Here is a 14,321-nt window from a genome sequence, read left to right on the forward strand (position 1 = left end):
TACGCTGACCTAGCGCCCAACCGAGAGCGAGACGTGAAAGTTCGCCCCTCGATCCTCGTTCGGACGCACTCCAATGCGACCACCGTGCTTCTCTACGATGGTCTTGCAGATCGAGAGGCCCATTCCCATACCTCCCTGCTTGGTCGTATAGAAAGGGCTGAAGAGTCGCGCGGCCTCCTCCGGGCTCACGCCCGGACCGCTGTCCTTCACCTCGAGCACAAGGACATCTGGTTCGGTCAGGCGCGTTCGCACCAGGATTTCGTGGGGACCGGGGGCGACACCGCATGCCGCCTCGGACGCATTGACGACGAGGTTCACGATGACCTGTTGCAGTTGAACGCGGTCGCCGAGCACCGGGGGAAGCTGATCGGCGAGGTCCAGGCGGATCGCTGCGCCATTCCGCTGCACGCGGGCCCGGGTCAGCAGGACGACCTCTCGGATCGCCTCGTTGAGGTCGAGCGGCATGTGCGCTTCCCCTGAGCGTCCAAACAGGGCTCGGAGCCGACGGATCACGTTCTCCGCCCGCGTGACGTCGCGGGCGATGCAGCTCGCGGCCTCGCGAGCCTCTTCCGGATTCGCCGGGTCACGCTGGAGCCAGTTCACGCAGGCGCTCGCATTGGCGCCGATCGCGGCAAGCGGCTGACTGATCTCGTGGGCGATCGCGGCTGCCATCTCGCCCAGACTCGACACCCGCGTGAGATCGGCGAGCGCTGCCTGCGTGCGCTGGAGGGCCTCCTCCGAACGTCTGACCTCCGTGACGTCCCGGATGGCGCCGACGTACTGCTCCTGCTCCGTCGCGTCGTCGGATACGCGATGGGCGGAAATGCTGACGTGCTTTACGAAGCCGTCCGGCATCATCAGCCGATACTCCACCTGCGGGCCTTCCACGAGGCGCGAGGGGTCGGCGACGATGGCATCGAAGATGCTCACGTCGTGGGGATGGATGCGCGCGCGCATCGACTCCACCGATGGCGAGCTCGCCGTACCGAAGATGCGGAACACCTCGTCGGACCAGAAGATCTCCTCCGTCCGAGGCTTCCAACTGAAGGTGCCCGTCTGACCAATGCTCTCGGCCTTGCTCATGTAGACCTTGGCCTGCCGCAGGTCCGCATAGAGCTGCGCGTTCTCGAGCGACATCGCGGACTGCGACGCCAAGAGCTCCAGGATCGCGAAGCGCCCCGGTGTGAAGATGCCAGGCGCGAGGTCGTTCTCCAGGTGCAGAACGCCTACGAGCCGCGCCTGCTTGACGAGGGGGAGGCAGAGCACCGAGCGTGATCCGCGTCGACGGAAGTAGGCTTCTTCGGAGAACTGGTTTGCTTCGGCCGCATCCCCGAGCAGCACGCTCTCTTGCGTCCGCCGAACATAGTGGAGCAGCGCGAGCGGGAGTTCGCGCTCGGAGACGGGAGCACGCCGGAGGTCGAGGCTCACGCCATCGGGCTGCGCGCGGGCCTCGGCGACGACCTCGAGGGCCTCTCCGCGCGGCAGGACGAGCACGCCTCGCTGCGCGCCGGCGTGCTCGAGCGCCGCCTTGAGCAGCGTCTCGATCAATCGCTCGAGCACGATCTCCTGCGAGATCGCTTGGCTCAGGCGGACCACCGTCGTCAGATCGAGCTCGTGGAGCCCACGCGCCAGCGCGGCGGGGCCTCCGCCGCGCTGGCCTTCCAAGAGCGACGGGTGAGCATGCTCGAGCGCGCGCACCTTCGCCTCCGCGCCCCAGGCGCGATAGGCGGCGTGAGCGTGGCGGAGATAAGCCTCGGTGACGATCGCCTGGCCGCGCCGCTCGTAGAACCGTGCCGCGTGCTCGCTGGCGATCGCTTCGACGTGGATCAGGCCCTGCTCTTGCGCCATGCGCACGGCCTTCTCGTAGAGGCTCTCCGCGTCGAAACCCCGCCCTTCGATCCGCGCCGTCTCCGCGGCGAGGAGAATCGCCTTCGCCCCGAAGTTCTCGGGGCAGTGGGTCGCCCAGATGTCGAACTGCCGTTTGTACTCGGCCAGGCTCTCGCGATGCGCGTGTGTGGCCTCGGGCAGCGCGCCGTCGCAGAGCCCCGCATGCACCAGCGCGGCATAGAAATGGTGTTCCTCCACATCGACGTTCGACGCGGAAGACCAGATGAGCGCGCGCGCGGCATTCGCAGCGTGGAGCGCGGTCCGGAGATCCCGCGCGAAGAAGCGGACGGTCAGCTTCCGGATCCAGTACCAGCACGTGACGAGCGGCATCCCTGGGTTCGTCTCGAGGTCGCGCTCGAAGGCCGCCTCGTCGCGCGACGCGTCCGACATGTCCGGGAAGGCACTGCCGGCCCGACGCAGCGTGCGGATCAGCCGGAGCTGGTCGGTTGCGAGCGCGACGCACGGCAGAACGTTGAGCTTCGCAGCCGTCTGGATGGCGACTTCGGCCTCCGCTTCGGCATCGGCGAGGGGTCTTCCACTGGCCAGATAGTTCGAGACGATCTGGAACCACCCGCTTCCGACGATCGGCTCTCCGATTCGTTGTGCCTCTGCGAGCGCGTGCCTCTCGTAGCGTACGCAAACGTCGAAGGGCTGGGACCAAGGCCCGATCATCGCGCCCATGCCGTGTCGCACGAGGGCGCGGTATTGGTCGAGCCGATGGCGTTCGACGAGCTCTATGGCGAGCTCTCCGAGCGGGCGCGCGATGGCGTAGTCGCCGAACCGGGGGCCGACCACCATGCCCAGCAGCAGATAGCCGATTGCAGAGGCTTCCGCGTGGCCGCGCTCGAGGCTCAGATTGACCATGCGGCAGACCAGGAGGTCGTGGAGCCGATCGTGATTGCCCCACCGCGCCGGCTGGGTCAACTGGAACGCGAGCTCGAGGGTTCGGGCGTGAAGCTCATCCGCGCAGACCGGAACGTCTGCGAGATCGGCGATGCTCCTCGTCCCGATCTGCTCTCGAAGCCGGCCGTACTCGCGGGCGAGGTCTTCGTCCGTCGGTGCCGATGGCAACGGGCTTCCAGCCCCATTCAGGTACTCGAGTCCGACCTCGAGGCCTCGGTCGAAGTCGCCCGAGTAGTAGGAGACGGCCGCGCGCAGCGCCACGACTCTTCCCGCATCGGTCAGGCGCGTGGCGCGGGCAGCGAGATCGACGAGTCGAAGCTCGGCGCTCGCGAGCTCCCCGCAGAGCGAGTCGCACTCGGCATGGCCGTAGGCGAGCTCGAACATGAGCTCGGGATGCCGCGACCACGGATCCGACTCGAGGCTCTCGAGGATCCGGGTCGCTTCGCTCACGTACGTCCGCGCGGTCGCGTGAGCACCGGTCGACTTCGCGCGCTTGCTCGCCGAAAGGCTGAACGTCACGAGCTCCACTCGCTCCGAGGCCGACAACAGCGGGAGGCCGCGCGTCAGGTGCCCGACGACGTCGAACACGGATTCAACCATGTCCGCTGGAGCCGCACCACGAAGCTTGCGACCGATCCTCGCGTGGAGCGCCGCCCTCTGCTCTTCCGAGAGGAGCGAGTAAACCGCCTCGCGTACGCGGTCATGGACGAACGAGAAGCCTGAGGCCCCTCGATGGAGGAGGCCGACGGAGGCCGCGTCCGTCAGACCGTCGTCGATCTCTTGGAGCTCGCGCTCGCAGTGGCTCGCCAGCTCGGCAGCCGAAGCCGCGTTCCCGAAGCACGCGAGCGCCGCGAGCGCATCCCCCGTGGTTCTCGGGAGCCGCTCGATGCGGCGGAGGACGAGCTCGACGATGTTCTCGGTCGAAGGGCGTCCCCGGATGACGTCGAGGTCCCACGTCCAAAGGCGACGCTCTCGATCGAAGCTGATCAAGCGTGCGTCCCAGAGCTCACGAAGAAATTGGAGAGCGAAGAAAGGATTGCCCTCGGTCTTCTCGACGATCAGCCGAGAGAGGTCGTCGACGTCGGCATGGGGAGCCCGGAGCGCGTCGGTCATCAGCTCGCTCACGTGTGAGCTCGAGAGGCCGGCGAGCTCGACCTCCACGAGCGGAGCGCTCACGCTGCGAAACCGACGGAGGGTCGCGGTGAGCGGGTGCGCTTCGCTGACCTCGTTGCTGCGGTAGGCGCCGACGACGAGGACGTGCTTCACGTCCGGGTGCGCCACGACGTGGTCGATGAAGTCGAGCGTGCCGCGATCCAGCCACTGGAGGTCGTCGAGGAAGAGCGCAAGCGGCCGGTCGTTCTGGGCGAACGCCGAGAGAAACTGACGGAAGGCCAACAAATGCCGGTCCCGCGCGTTCTCGAGCGGCACAGCGGGGGCCGGCGGCTGCGGTCCGAGGACGAGCGAAAGCTCCGCAACCAGCTCGCACATGAGACGGGCGTTCGGGCCGAGCGTCCTGACGAGCGCCTCACGCCACCACGCGAGTTCCTCCTCCGAGCGGGTGAGGAGCTGCCGTACGAGAGCGCCAAAAGCCTGGGCGAGCGGCGCGTAGGGGATGTTTCCCTTGTACGGATCGAACTTGCCGGACGCGAACCAGCCTGGTCGTGCGAGGAGAGCGCGATCGAGCTCGCGCGCGACAACCGACTTCCCGATGCCGGAGGGCCCGGAAATGAGGAGCAGCCCTGCGGTTCCTTCGGTCGCCACGCGCTCGAACGCGCGCAGCACGTCGCCGATCTCGCGCGCTCTTCCGTAGAGGCGCTCAGGCAGGACCAAGCGGTCCGGGATGTCGGCTTCGCCGAGCGGGAACGCCGATACGATTCCGGCTTCCCATTGTTCGAGGCCGCGCCGGAGATCCGCCTCCACGCCAGCCGCCGTCTGGTAGCGGTCCTCGGGCGCCTTGGCGAGGAGCTTCATGACGATCGCGGCGATCGTCGCCGGAAGCGCGGGGGCGCGTTCTTCGAGCGGCACCGGCGGCCTTGCGATGTGGCAATGGACCCACTCGATCGGAAGCGAGGCCGAGAACGGCAGATCACCGGCCAGGAGCTGATACAGCGTGACGCCGAGAGAGTAGAGATCGCTCCGCATGTCGACGGACCGGTTCATGCGGCCGGTCTGCTCCGGGGCGATGTAGGGTAGCGAGCCCGCGCCGTGTCGCCCCGAGTCGAAGATGCGGTGCTCGCGATCGGCGCGCATGGCGAGCCCGAAGCCAGTGAGGCGGACACGTCCGCCCGCGTCGACGAGAATGTTGGCCGGACGAATGTCCTGGTGAATCAAGCCGTGCGCATGCGTTTTGGCGAGAGCGCTCGCCAGCTCGGTCGCGATTCGCAACAGCGAACCGACGTCGTCGTTGTGCTTCCGTGTGGAGAGGAGCTCTCCGCCCGGGTCGTCGAGGAGGAGCACCGGCTTGCCCGCCTCTTGCACGAGCTCCCGGGGACGTACCGCCCAGATCGGATCGAGCTGGTCGCGAAGGCCGTGCTCGTGAAGCAGGCGCTCGGCCGAGACGTGTCTCGACGTAGGCGCGAGCACGAGCGATGGCGGCACTTGCGCCGTCCCGAGTCGTCGCCACAGCGCCCACTCCCCATCGTGTCGGAGCAGCACCGATCCAGCCGACAGCTCGTTCATGCTCGTCCTCTGCGAGGGCGCGCTCGCGTGGACATGGACTACCTCGTTGACTGGAAGCGACGGCCCCGCTCACGGCTCGGCGTGGCCCGAGGCAACTAGCAAAAGTGACACGGTGGATCAATGACCAATTCGAGCCGCATTGGCGCTCACAATCCTCGCGCAAGGCACGCAAGAAAGAGCAACGGACACGGATTTGGGATGCACGCGCGCTAGAACCGCGAACACGGGGGGCAGCAGGCGGCCGAGGTGGACAGCCGCACGGGCGCTCGCGGGACGCCTCGACGTTGAGGTATCAAGGGGGCGCCGCTCGGCGGTCGGGATCGCAAACGCGTGGAGTGGATGTCCCGGTATCTCGTGAGGCCGCCGATTGCAAAGGAGCGTCTCGGGCTCGTCGGCGATAACATCCGATACGAGCTCAAAACTTACGGAGCTGTACGGGGTCGTTTGAAGGGAGGGGAACGAGACCCGCCTTTGGTCGGGTTCCATCCGACAAGGATCCCGTTCATACACGCGCCCAACGGCTCCCTGAGCGTGCGCACAGAGCAGAACTGGAAGGACGGCGAGATGAAAAAAGAAGAGACGTTCGAGGGCAAAGGTGGGCTGAAGATTTTCATGCGCTCGTGGCGCCCGGGGACGCCGCGCGCCGTGGTGGTGCTGGTCCACGGCTTCAAGGCCCACAGCGGCCTGTACGAGTGGACGGCGGAGCAGCTCGTCGAGCATGGATTCGCGGTGTACGCGCTCGACCACCGCGGGCATGGGCGATCGGAGGGGGAGCGGCTCTACGTCGACAAGTTCAGCGACTACGTGGACGACGTGCACACGCTCGTGCGGCTGGCGAAATCACGGGAGTCCGGGCTCCCGGTGTTCCTGCTCGGGCACAGCGCCGGCGGCGTGATTTCGTCCATCTATACGCTCGAGCACGGCGAGGAGCTCGCGGGATTCATCTGCGAGAGCTTCGCGCACGAGGTGCCCGCGCCGGACTTCGCGCTGGCGATCCTCAAGGGCCTCAGCCACATCGTGCCGCATGCCCACGTCCTGAAGCTCGACGACGACGACTTCTCGCGCGACAAGAGCTTCGTCGAGCGGATGAAGAACGACCCGCTCATCGAGCGCGCGGGGTACCCGACGCAGACAGTGGCCGAAATGGTGCGCGCGGACGAGCGACTGAAGCGGGAATTCCCGCAGATCACGCTGCCGGTGCTGATCCTGCACGGCACCGAGGACCGGGTGACATTGCCGCATGGCAGCCAGCTTTTCCACGAGAAGGCCGGATCGAAGGACAAGACCCTCAAGCTGTACGAGGGGCATTTCCACGATCTGCTGGCCGACGTCGGCAAGGAGGGCGTGCTGCGCGATATCGTCGAGTGGATGACGGCGCGGATGTAGCGCGCGCCTCACTTGGGGGCCGCCACGCCGGGGCGCTGCCCGGGCGGGAAGGACACGGTTCCGCGCCGTGCGGGAAGCGTGTTGCGCCTCCGAGGAGGCGGAAATCATTGGGTTATTGCTCTGACTGCCTTGCAACGTATATTCCGACCGGGGAAGCACGCAAATGACGACATCGACCTGGCATAACGATCCCGAACATGTGTTTCGCATCCGCTCAGCAGAGGGCAGCTTCGACGGCTACCTGGCGCGACCGGCAGCAGTGGCGGCACCGGCCATCGTCGTTCTGCATGAAGTCTTTGGCGTCAATGTGGACCTTCGTGCCACTTGCGACGAGCTTGCCGCGGCAGGATTCATCGCGATCTGCCCGGAACTGTTCTGGCGCCAGGGGGAGTCGCACGTGGACCTGTCCGTTCAATCGCAACCCGACTGGGAGAAGGGCCTGGCCCTTTACAAGGCGTTCGATATCGACGCTGGCGTGCGCGACGTCGAAGCGACGATAGCCGCTGCGCGCCCGCTTACGGGAGCTGTGGGACGAGTGGGTGTCATGGGCTTCTGCCTTGGCGGGCTGCTCACATTTCTCGCAGCGGCGCGCACGCGCGTGGATGCGGCGGTCGCCTTTCACGGTGGGCGTACGGAGGAGTTTCTCAGCGAAACAGCGGACATCGACGGACCCTTGCAGATGCACCTCGCCGAAGAGGACGAGTTCATCCCGAAGAAAGCGCAGCGAGAAATCGCTGCGGTCCTCGCGGGAAACCCGAAGTTCGAGGTCTTCAGCTATCCGGGTTGCCGTCACGCGTTCTCGCGGCACGGCGGAATGCACTTCAATGCCGAAGCAGCGCGCCTCTCCCGTGCCCGCACGCTCGAGTTCTTCAACCGCGAACTGGCGTAACGCGCAGGTCGCAGACGTTCAGATTCCAGCCATCCCACAAGACCGAGGAGTCCACATCATGAGCTTCGTACGTACCGCAGACGGCACCGAGATTTTCTACAAGGACTGGGGCAGCGGTCAGCCGATCGTGTTCCACCATGGCTGGCCCTTGAGCAGCGATGATTGGGATGCGCAGCTCATGTTCTTCCTCTCGAAAGGGTTCCGCGTGATTGCGCACGACCGGCGCGGGCACGGACGGTCCTCACAGACGTTCAGCGGCAACGAGATGGATACGTACGCCGCTGACGTCGCCGCGCTTGCGGAACATCTGAAGCTCAAGGATGCCGTCCACATCGGACACTCCACCGGCGGCGGCGAAGTGGCGCGGTATGTCGCGCAATACGGTGGCGGCGGGCGTGTCGCGAAAGCCGTACTTATCGGAGCCGTGCCTCCGGTCATGGTGAAGAGCGAGAAGAATCCCGGCGGGCTGCCCATCGAGGTGTTCGATGGATTCCGGGCTGCGCTCGTCGCCAACCGCGCGCAGTTCTATCGCGACGTGCCCTCGGGCCCGTTCTACGGCTTCAATCGGCCCGGCGCGAAAGTGCTGCCGGGTGTGATCGACAACTGGTGGCGGCAGGGAATGATGGGCGGCATCAAGCCCCACTACGATTGCATCAAGGCGTTTTCCGAAACGGATTTCACCGAGGATCTGAAGAAGATCGACGTCCCGACCCTCGTCATGCACGGCGACGACGATCAGATAGTTCCGATCGCGGACTCGGCGTTGCTGGCAATCAAGCTCCTCAAGCGCGGGACGCTCAAGGTCCACAAGGGCCTGGGTCACGGGCTGTGCACGATCAACGCGGATGTGGTCAATGCAGACCTGCTAGCGTTCATTCAGGGTTGAGGTCTCGTGCGTGCGGCACGCGGCCTGCGCTGCGTGCCGCACGCGCTGAACACTTTGTGCCGCCGGCCGTTCGGGAAGATCCACCGGGTCCTCACGCCCACGGCAAAAGGCGCCGGGTTTCCCCGCGTGCGCGCCAGACATCAGGAACCCAGCGCATTCGACCGACTCTCGCTCTGGCCCACCGGCGGGCCCGGCTACCCGAATTTGGTCGGGTGGGGTCGATCGGCGCAGGTGAGCGTCAAGGGAGTTGCCGCCTGAAAGGGCCTGCGAGCCACGACGCTACCGAGCTCCATCGCCATGCGCACGAGATCCGCCAAGGAATCGGCCTTCATCTTGGCCATGACTTGGCCACGCTGCTCCTTGACTGTCGCCTCGCCGGTGCCGAACTCGCTCGCTATCTGCTTGTTGAGCAGGCCGGCGATCACGTGCGCCATGACCTCGCGCTCACGCGGAGTGAGCGTCGCGTAGCGATTCTCCAACAGGGAGCGCCGTTCGCGTGCGCTGCGCAGGTCACAGTCGCGCTTGAGCGCCTCGCGAATCGCTTCCAGGAGTTCCCGTTCCTGAAACGGCTTGGTCAGGAACTCATGAGCTCCGGCCTTCATCGCTCGCACCGACATCGGAATGTCCCCGCGACCGGTGAGGAAGATGATCGGTAGCGCCACGCCGCTCCGGTTCAGCCATTCCTGGAGTTCGAGTCCATTCAAGCCTGGCAGGCCGACGTCGAGGACGAGGCAACCGGCCCGGTTCAGGAGAGGCGCGGCAAGAAAGTCGGCGGCGTCGGAGAAAGCTTGATTGCTGAGCCCGACCGAGCGAAGCAGGCGACAGATCGACGAGCGAATCGATTCGTCGTCGTCGACGACGAAGACCACCGGTTCGGGCGTGTTCACCGAGCTCCCCTTCGTACTGCGCTCAACAGCTCCTCCGCTGCGAACGGCTTGGCAAGGAATGCGCTGACTCCCGCCTGTTGGGAACGCCTCTGCGTGTCTTCGTCCGAGATGGCGCTCAAGATCACGATCGGCAAACGCGAGCCCGCGGCCCTGAGTTGTGTGGTCAACTCCAGCCCACTCATTCCGGGCAGACGCAGATCGAGCACCAGGCATGCGAGCGATTCGAGCTGCGCACCCGACGCAAACGCCTCGGCCGAGGAGTAGGTTTCGACGCTCAGCCCAACCGACCTGAAGAGGCTACTGACCGACTGACGCAGCGATTCGTCGTCGTCCACGACGGCGACCACGAAAGAGCCGGCTTGTTGGCGCAGGGGCTCAGGGTCTTTCATCCTGCTGGTTTTCGGATTGTAGGAACCACCAACGCGCCGATCTACCCGTCCATGGTAGGGGCGCGGACACTTACGCGAACAACACCCTCAAAGACGAGCCGGACTGCAGGGGGGCCATCGATCCGGGCGCGGCGCTTGGGGGCGAGTGCGAAGACGATGACGAATGCAAGGATGAGGGCGCAGTCTGTCTACCTGCGGCCCGATCGTCTGGTAGATCTGCGTGCTATCCTTGACGGTGATTGTTGCCATAACGCTTCGTTCCTCTATGCGAACCCGCCGCTAGCCCCGGTCAAGGCCGAGCGCCCGCGCCACCCCGGCCCCGTAAGCGGGGTCGGCCTTGATGCAATTGGAGACGTGCCGGCGTTGGATTTCGACCGACGCGCCGCCGAGCGAACGCGCGGTGTTGTCGAACAGCGCCTGCTGCTGCCCAGAAGACATCAATCGGAACAGGCAACCCGGCTGCTCCCAGTGGTCCTCGTCAATGCGATGATCCCAATGCGCTGCGTCGCCGGCGACGGGCAGCGGCGGCTCGCCTGCGCTCGGGCTATCGTCCCATTCGCCGTGTCGATTGGGGAAGTAGGAGGCCGTGGCGCCTAGATTGCCGTCGACGCGCATCGCGCCGTCACGGTGGAAGCTGTGGAACGGGCACCTCGGCGCGTTGACGGGGATCTGATTGAAGTTGACGCCCAGTCGGTAGCGCTGCGCGTCGCCGTACGAGAAGAGCCGCGCCTGCAGCATCTTGTCCGGCGAGAAGCCGATCCCGGGGACGATATTGGCTGGCGAGAAAGCGGCCTGCTCGACCTCAGCGAACACGTTGTCGGGGTTGCGATTCAGCTCGAGGACGCCGATCTCAATGAGCGGATAGCCGGCCTTCGGCCAGACCTTGGTGAGGTCGAACGGGTTGTGCCGGTGCGTCCGCGCCTGCGCCTCGGTCATGACCTGAAGGCAGAGCTTCCAGCGCGGAAACCGACCCGCCTCGAGGCTTTCGAATAGGTCGCGCTGGTGGCTCTCGCGGTCTCGTCCTACGACTGCGAGAGCCTCGGCGTCGCTCAGGTTATCGATCCCCTGCTGGCTGATGAAGTGGAACTTGACCCATACGCGCTCGTTCTCGGCATTGAGCATGCTGAAGGTATGGCTGCCAAAGCCATGCATTGTGCGGTAGCTGCGCGGGATGCCGCGATCGCTCATCACGATCGTCACCTGGTGGAGCGCTTCGGGCAGCGACGACCAGAAGTCCCAGTTATTGTCCGCGCTGCGCATCCCGGTCCGGGGGTCGCGCTTCACGGCATGATTGAGGTCGGGGAAGCGCAGCGGGTCGCGAAAGAAGAACACCGGCGTGTTGTTGCCAACGATGTCCCAGTTGCCTTCTTCGGTGTAGAACTTCACCGCGAAGCCGCGGATATCACGCTCGGCGTCGGCGGCGCCGCGCTCGCCGGCGACTGTCGAGAATCGCACGAACACGGGCGTTTGCTTGCCGATCTGGGCGAACAGCCGCGCGCGGGTGTAGCGCGTCATGTCGTGTGTGACGGTGAACGTCCCGTACGCCCCTGAGCCTTTGGCGTGCATGCGCCGCTCGGGGATGACCTCGCGGTCGAAGTGCGCCAACTTCTCGATCAGCCAGATGTCCTGCAGCAACGCCGGGCCGCGTGGACCGGCGGTTTGGATGTTCACATTGTCGACCACGGGTGTCCCCGTGGCGTGCGTCAATTTCGGTCTGGTAGACATCGGTGCCCATATATCACAATCATGCCGGCGCAGGAAACCCGACCTTGGTCGGGTGTCGATGTCGCAATGCCGCATTGGGAACGAGCACGCCGTGAAACCGGATTGTCCAGGTTCGCGTCAATCCCGGAGCGCCGGGAGCACCCACCCTGCCGGGCCTTTACCGTCTGCCCTTCACGTTTCCTTTGACGTTGTGTGTGAGGTCCCAGCCGAGCCACGCGTCCTCGAACGTGGCGTCGACGAACCATTGACGGCTCGCGCCGGGCGTCTCGTCCTCGACCACGACCCAGTCGTGATCCCGCAGCCCCGGCAGCGGCACGACCTTGTCGAACACCGCGGCGCGGTCGCTGTGCACCACGTAGGCCCGCGCCGGGAGCTTCGAGCGCGCGGCGGCCATGTCGAAGATCCGCGCGAAGAGGTGCGCGTACTCGATGCAGTTGGCCTCGCGCGGCTCCGCCCCGAACGAGAGCCGCGTGGGGTGCCCGAGCCCGAAATGCAGCCGCGCGCCGGTCAAACGGAGCGAGAGCTCGATCGCGTCCTCCACCGTGGCGAGGCGCGCCTCGCGCAGCTTGAATTCGATCGCAGCTTCGAGTGATTTGTCGAGCGTCGCCGACGACACGCGTGTCGTGTGCGGGCCCTCGAGCCCCACGTTCGCCCGGGTGAGCGCGATTGCGAAGAGCGTGAGCCCGACGATCGCGAGCAGGGCGAGCGCGAGCATGCGCGCCTTTTTCTTCATTCCGCGGCCGCGGGTTTCGCCTCGTCCGTCCCGGAGAGCGAGGCGAGCAGGCGATCGCCGGTGGTCGTGATGGCGTCCGCGAGGTGCCGCGCGCGGATCTCGGCGCGCTCGAGGTGCCGCTCGAGGACCTCCCGCCGATCGGGGTGCTTCTGGGCTTGCTTGAACAGAAGCTCGCCGATGGCCTCGTCGGCGAGCAGGCGCGTGAGCCGCTCGGCGTGCAGCATCGCATAAGAAAAATCGCGCTTCGGATCCCAGCTCCCGAGGAGCTTCGTCGACCACGACCCGACGGGCGAGCGCAGCGCGTCGCCGAGCTTGTCGCCCGCCGTCCGCACGACGAGGTGCTGCTGCGCGGCGTGCGAGAGCACCTGGATGCGCGCGAGCTTGCGCTCCAGCGGATCCCGCGCCGACACGCTGCGCACGCGCGCCTCGGCGCCCCGGCGCAGGAAGGCGGCCGGGCGCTTCAGGATGCCGGCGAGCGCGTCCTTCATGGCCATGAGCGACTGGATCTGGCTCGTGCCTTCATAGATGGGCATCACGGTCGCGTCCCGCAGGAGCTTCTCCGCGCCATACTCCTTCGTATACCCCACGCCGCCGTGAATCTGGACCGCGCGCCGCGCCATCTCCACGGACTTCTCCGCGCCGAGATATTTTACAAGGGGCGTTACGCGCCGCGCCTCGCGCTTGTGCCTCGAGATCTCGCGTCCCAACCGGGCCCGTTCGATCTCCGAGAGCCGGCCGAACTGGAGGCGCAGCGATTTCTTTTGCGCGAGCTCCTCGTGCACGCCGCCGTGCATCGCGAGCGCGCGAATGCCCTGGATGTCCGTGTGCATCTCGTCGAGGTAATCGGCGATCATCTCGTGCCGATCGATGGATTTGCCCATGGATCGCCGCTCCGCCGCATAGCCGCGCGCGATCGCGAGCGCCGCCTCGCAGAGGCCCAGGGTCTCGAACCCCACGCCGATGCGGGCGTTGTTCATCATCGTCAGCATGTATTGAAACCCCTCGCCGCGCTTGCCGACGAGGTGCGCGGGGGCGCGGTCGAACGAGAGCGCCGCCGTCACGGACGCGTGATGGCCGAGCTTCTCCTCGACGCGATCGAGCGTCACGATCCGCTTTCGCGTGCCGTCCGGGAGATCCTCGTACGTCGGGACGAGGAACATGGAGAGGCCCCCGAGGCCCGCGAACGGGTCGGCTTCGTCCTTCGGCTCCTCGGTCCGCGCAATGACGAAATGGTATTTTCCGTGGCCCGACGTGATGAAGATCTTCTGCCCTGTGACGAACCAGTTTCCTTCGGCGTCCTGCTCGGCGCGCGTGCGGAGCCGCGCCATGTCGCTGCCGGCGTCGGGCTCGGTGATATCCATGCAACCCCAGGCCTCGCCGCGGACGATCTCGTCGATGTACGAGCGGAAGCGCGTCTTCAGGATCCGGCCCGTCTCCGGATCGATCTCGCTCGTGCCCTCGCGCATGGAGAACATCAACATCGCCAGCGCGATGCCGCCGTGGAAGCCGTGGTGCGCCATCACCGAGACGTCGGCGCGGCCGAGGACCTCCGTGCCGATGAAATACAGCATCGCCGGCGCGTTCGTCCCCCCAAGCTCGCGCGGCAGGCACAGGCCGTGCAGCTCCATGCTGCGGATCTTTTCGAAGATCGACGCGAGCCGCGGCGGGAACGAGGCCTCGCCGTCCTGGAAGATCACGCCCTCCCGGTCGATCTGCGCGGCGTGCGGCGCGATCTCCTCGGCGGCGAAGGTGCCGATCATGTCGAGGATGTCGCGGTAGAGGTCGAGGGCCTCGCCGAGGTTCTGCGGACCCCCTTCGCTCCGGAAGTCGTGCTCGGTGGCGCGTGCGATGGGCTCCCAGTCGATCCAGCGCTCGACGTAGAAGCGGAGGTCCTCGTTGTCTCGGAAGAAGTTCGCCATCGTCCTCGCACCCTTCACCCGGCGCCTCGTCCGGGCGG

At 66.2% G+C, this 14,321-nt stretch carries 9 protein-coding genes; 3 read left to right on the forward strand and 6 right to left on the reverse strand.

The window, feature by feature from the left end:
* Nucleotides 1-9: 9 nt before the first annotated feature.
* A complete protein-coding gene (locus QHF89_RS23645) occupies nucleotides 10-5,469 on the reverse strand; it encodes a trifunctional serine/threonine-protein kinase/ATP-binding protein/sensor histidine kinase (protein ID WP_136969787.1) in 5,460 nt (1,819 codons plus the stop codon).
* 531 nt (nucleotides 5,470-6,000) lie between these two features.
* Here QHF89_RS23645 and QHF89_RS23650 point away from each other — a divergent pair.
* The 3 genes from QHF89_RS23650 (at nucleotide 6,001) to QHF89_RS23660 (ending at nucleotide 8,630) form a co-directional block, all read left to right on the forward strand.
* Nucleotides 6,001-6,855 (forward strand): alpha/beta hydrolase, encoded by an 855-nt coding sequence (locus QHF89_RS23650; protein WP_284720860.1) that lies wholly within the window; start codon nucleotides 6,001-6,003, stop codon nucleotides 6,853-6,855.
* 163 nt (nucleotides 6,856-7,018) lie between these two features.
* Nucleotides 7,019-7,744 (forward strand): dienelactone hydrolase family protein, encoded by a 726-nt coding sequence (locus QHF89_RS23655; protein WP_136969789.1) that lies wholly within the window; start codon nucleotides 7,019-7,021, stop codon nucleotides 7,742-7,744.
* Nucleotides 7,745-7,802: 58 nt separating this feature from the next.
* Nucleotides 7,803-8,630, forward strand: a complete 828-nt coding sequence (locus tag QHF89_RS23660) for an alpha/beta fold hydrolase (protein ID WP_284720861.1) — start codon at nucleotides 7,803-7,805, stop codon at nucleotides 8,628-8,630.
* Nucleotides 8,631-8,824: 194 nt separating this feature from the next.
* On the opposite strand, the gene QHF89_RS23665 is transcribed toward QHF89_RS23660, so the two are convergent.
* The 5 genes from QHF89_RS23665 to QHF89_RS23685 form a co-directional block, all read right to left on the reverse strand.
* Nucleotides 8,825-9,517 carry a response regulator transcription factor gene (locus QHF89_RS23665; protein ID WP_284720862.1) on the reverse strand — a complete coding sequence of 231 codons (693 nt, stop codon included), beginning with the start codon at nucleotides 9,515-9,517 and terminating at the stop codon, nucleotides 8,825-8,827.
* The gene (locus QHF89_RS23670) at nucleotides 9,514-9,906 is read right to left on the reverse strand and encodes a response regulator transcription factor (protein WP_284720863.1); all 393 of its coding nucleotides are present in this window, start codon (nucleotides 9,904-9,906) and stop codon (nucleotides 9,514-9,516) included. Before QHF89_RS23670 ends, QHF89_RS23665 begins: the two co-directional genes overlap by 4 nt.
* A gap of 279 nt (nucleotides 9,907-10,185) precedes the next feature.
* Nucleotides 10,186-11,631, reverse strand: coding sequence for a catalase (locus QHF89_RS23675; RefSeq protein WP_136969792.1), 1,446 nt, complete (start codon nucleotides 11,629-11,631; stop codon nucleotides 10,186-10,188).
* 157 nt (nucleotides 11,632-11,788) lie between these two features.
* Nucleotides 11,789-12,364, reverse strand: coding sequence for a hypothetical protein (locus QHF89_RS23680; protein WP_136969793.1), 576 nt, complete (start codon nucleotides 12,362-12,364; stop codon nucleotides 11,789-11,791).
* A complete protein-coding gene (locus QHF89_RS23685; protein ID WP_136969794.1) occupies nucleotides 12,361-14,283 on the reverse strand; it encodes an acyl-CoA dehydrogenase family protein in 1,923 nt (640 codons plus the stop codon). The genes QHF89_RS23680 and QHF89_RS23685 overlap by 4 nt, the downstream gene beginning before the upstream one ends.
* Nucleotides 14,284-14,321: the final 38 nt, after the last annotated feature.

This window comes from Polyangium sorediatum, from assembly GCF_029946465.1.
Lineage (GTDB): Bacteria > Myxococcota_A > Polyangia > Polyangiales > Polyangiaceae > Polyangium > Polyangium fumosum.

What these genes read in the sequence shown, in the direction of transcription:
- QHF89_RS23645 (WP_136969787.1), bottom strand. Translation starts at nt 5,469, where the DNA reads ATGAACGAGCTGTCGGCTGGATCGGTGCTGCTCCGACACGATGGGGAG.
- QHF89_RS23655 (WP_136969789.1), top strand. Translation starts at nt 7,019, where the DNA reads ATGACGACATCGACCTGGCATAACGATCCCGAACATGTGTTTCGCATC.
- QHF89_RS23660 (WP_284720861.1), top strand. Translation starts at nt 7,803, where the DNA reads ATGAGCTTCGTACGTACCGCAGACGGCACCGAGATTTTCTACAAGGAC.
- QHF89_RS23670 (WP_284720863.1), bottom strand. Translation starts at nt 9,906, where the DNA reads ATGAAAGACCCTGAGCCCCTGCGCCAACAAGCCGGCTCTTTCGTGGTC.
- QHF89_RS23675 (WP_136969792.1), bottom strand. Translation starts at nt 11,631, where the DNA reads ATGTCTACCAGACCGAAATTGACGCACGCCACGGGGACACCCGTGGTC.
- QHF89_RS23680 (WP_136969793.1), bottom strand. Translation starts at nt 12,364, where the DNA reads ATGAAGAAAAAGGCGCGCATGCTCGCGCTCGCCCTGCTCGCGATCGTC.
- QHF89_RS23685 (WP_136969794.1), bottom strand. Translation starts at nt 14,283, where the DNA reads ATGGCGAACTTCTTCCGAGACAACGAGGACCTCCGCTTCTACGTCGAG.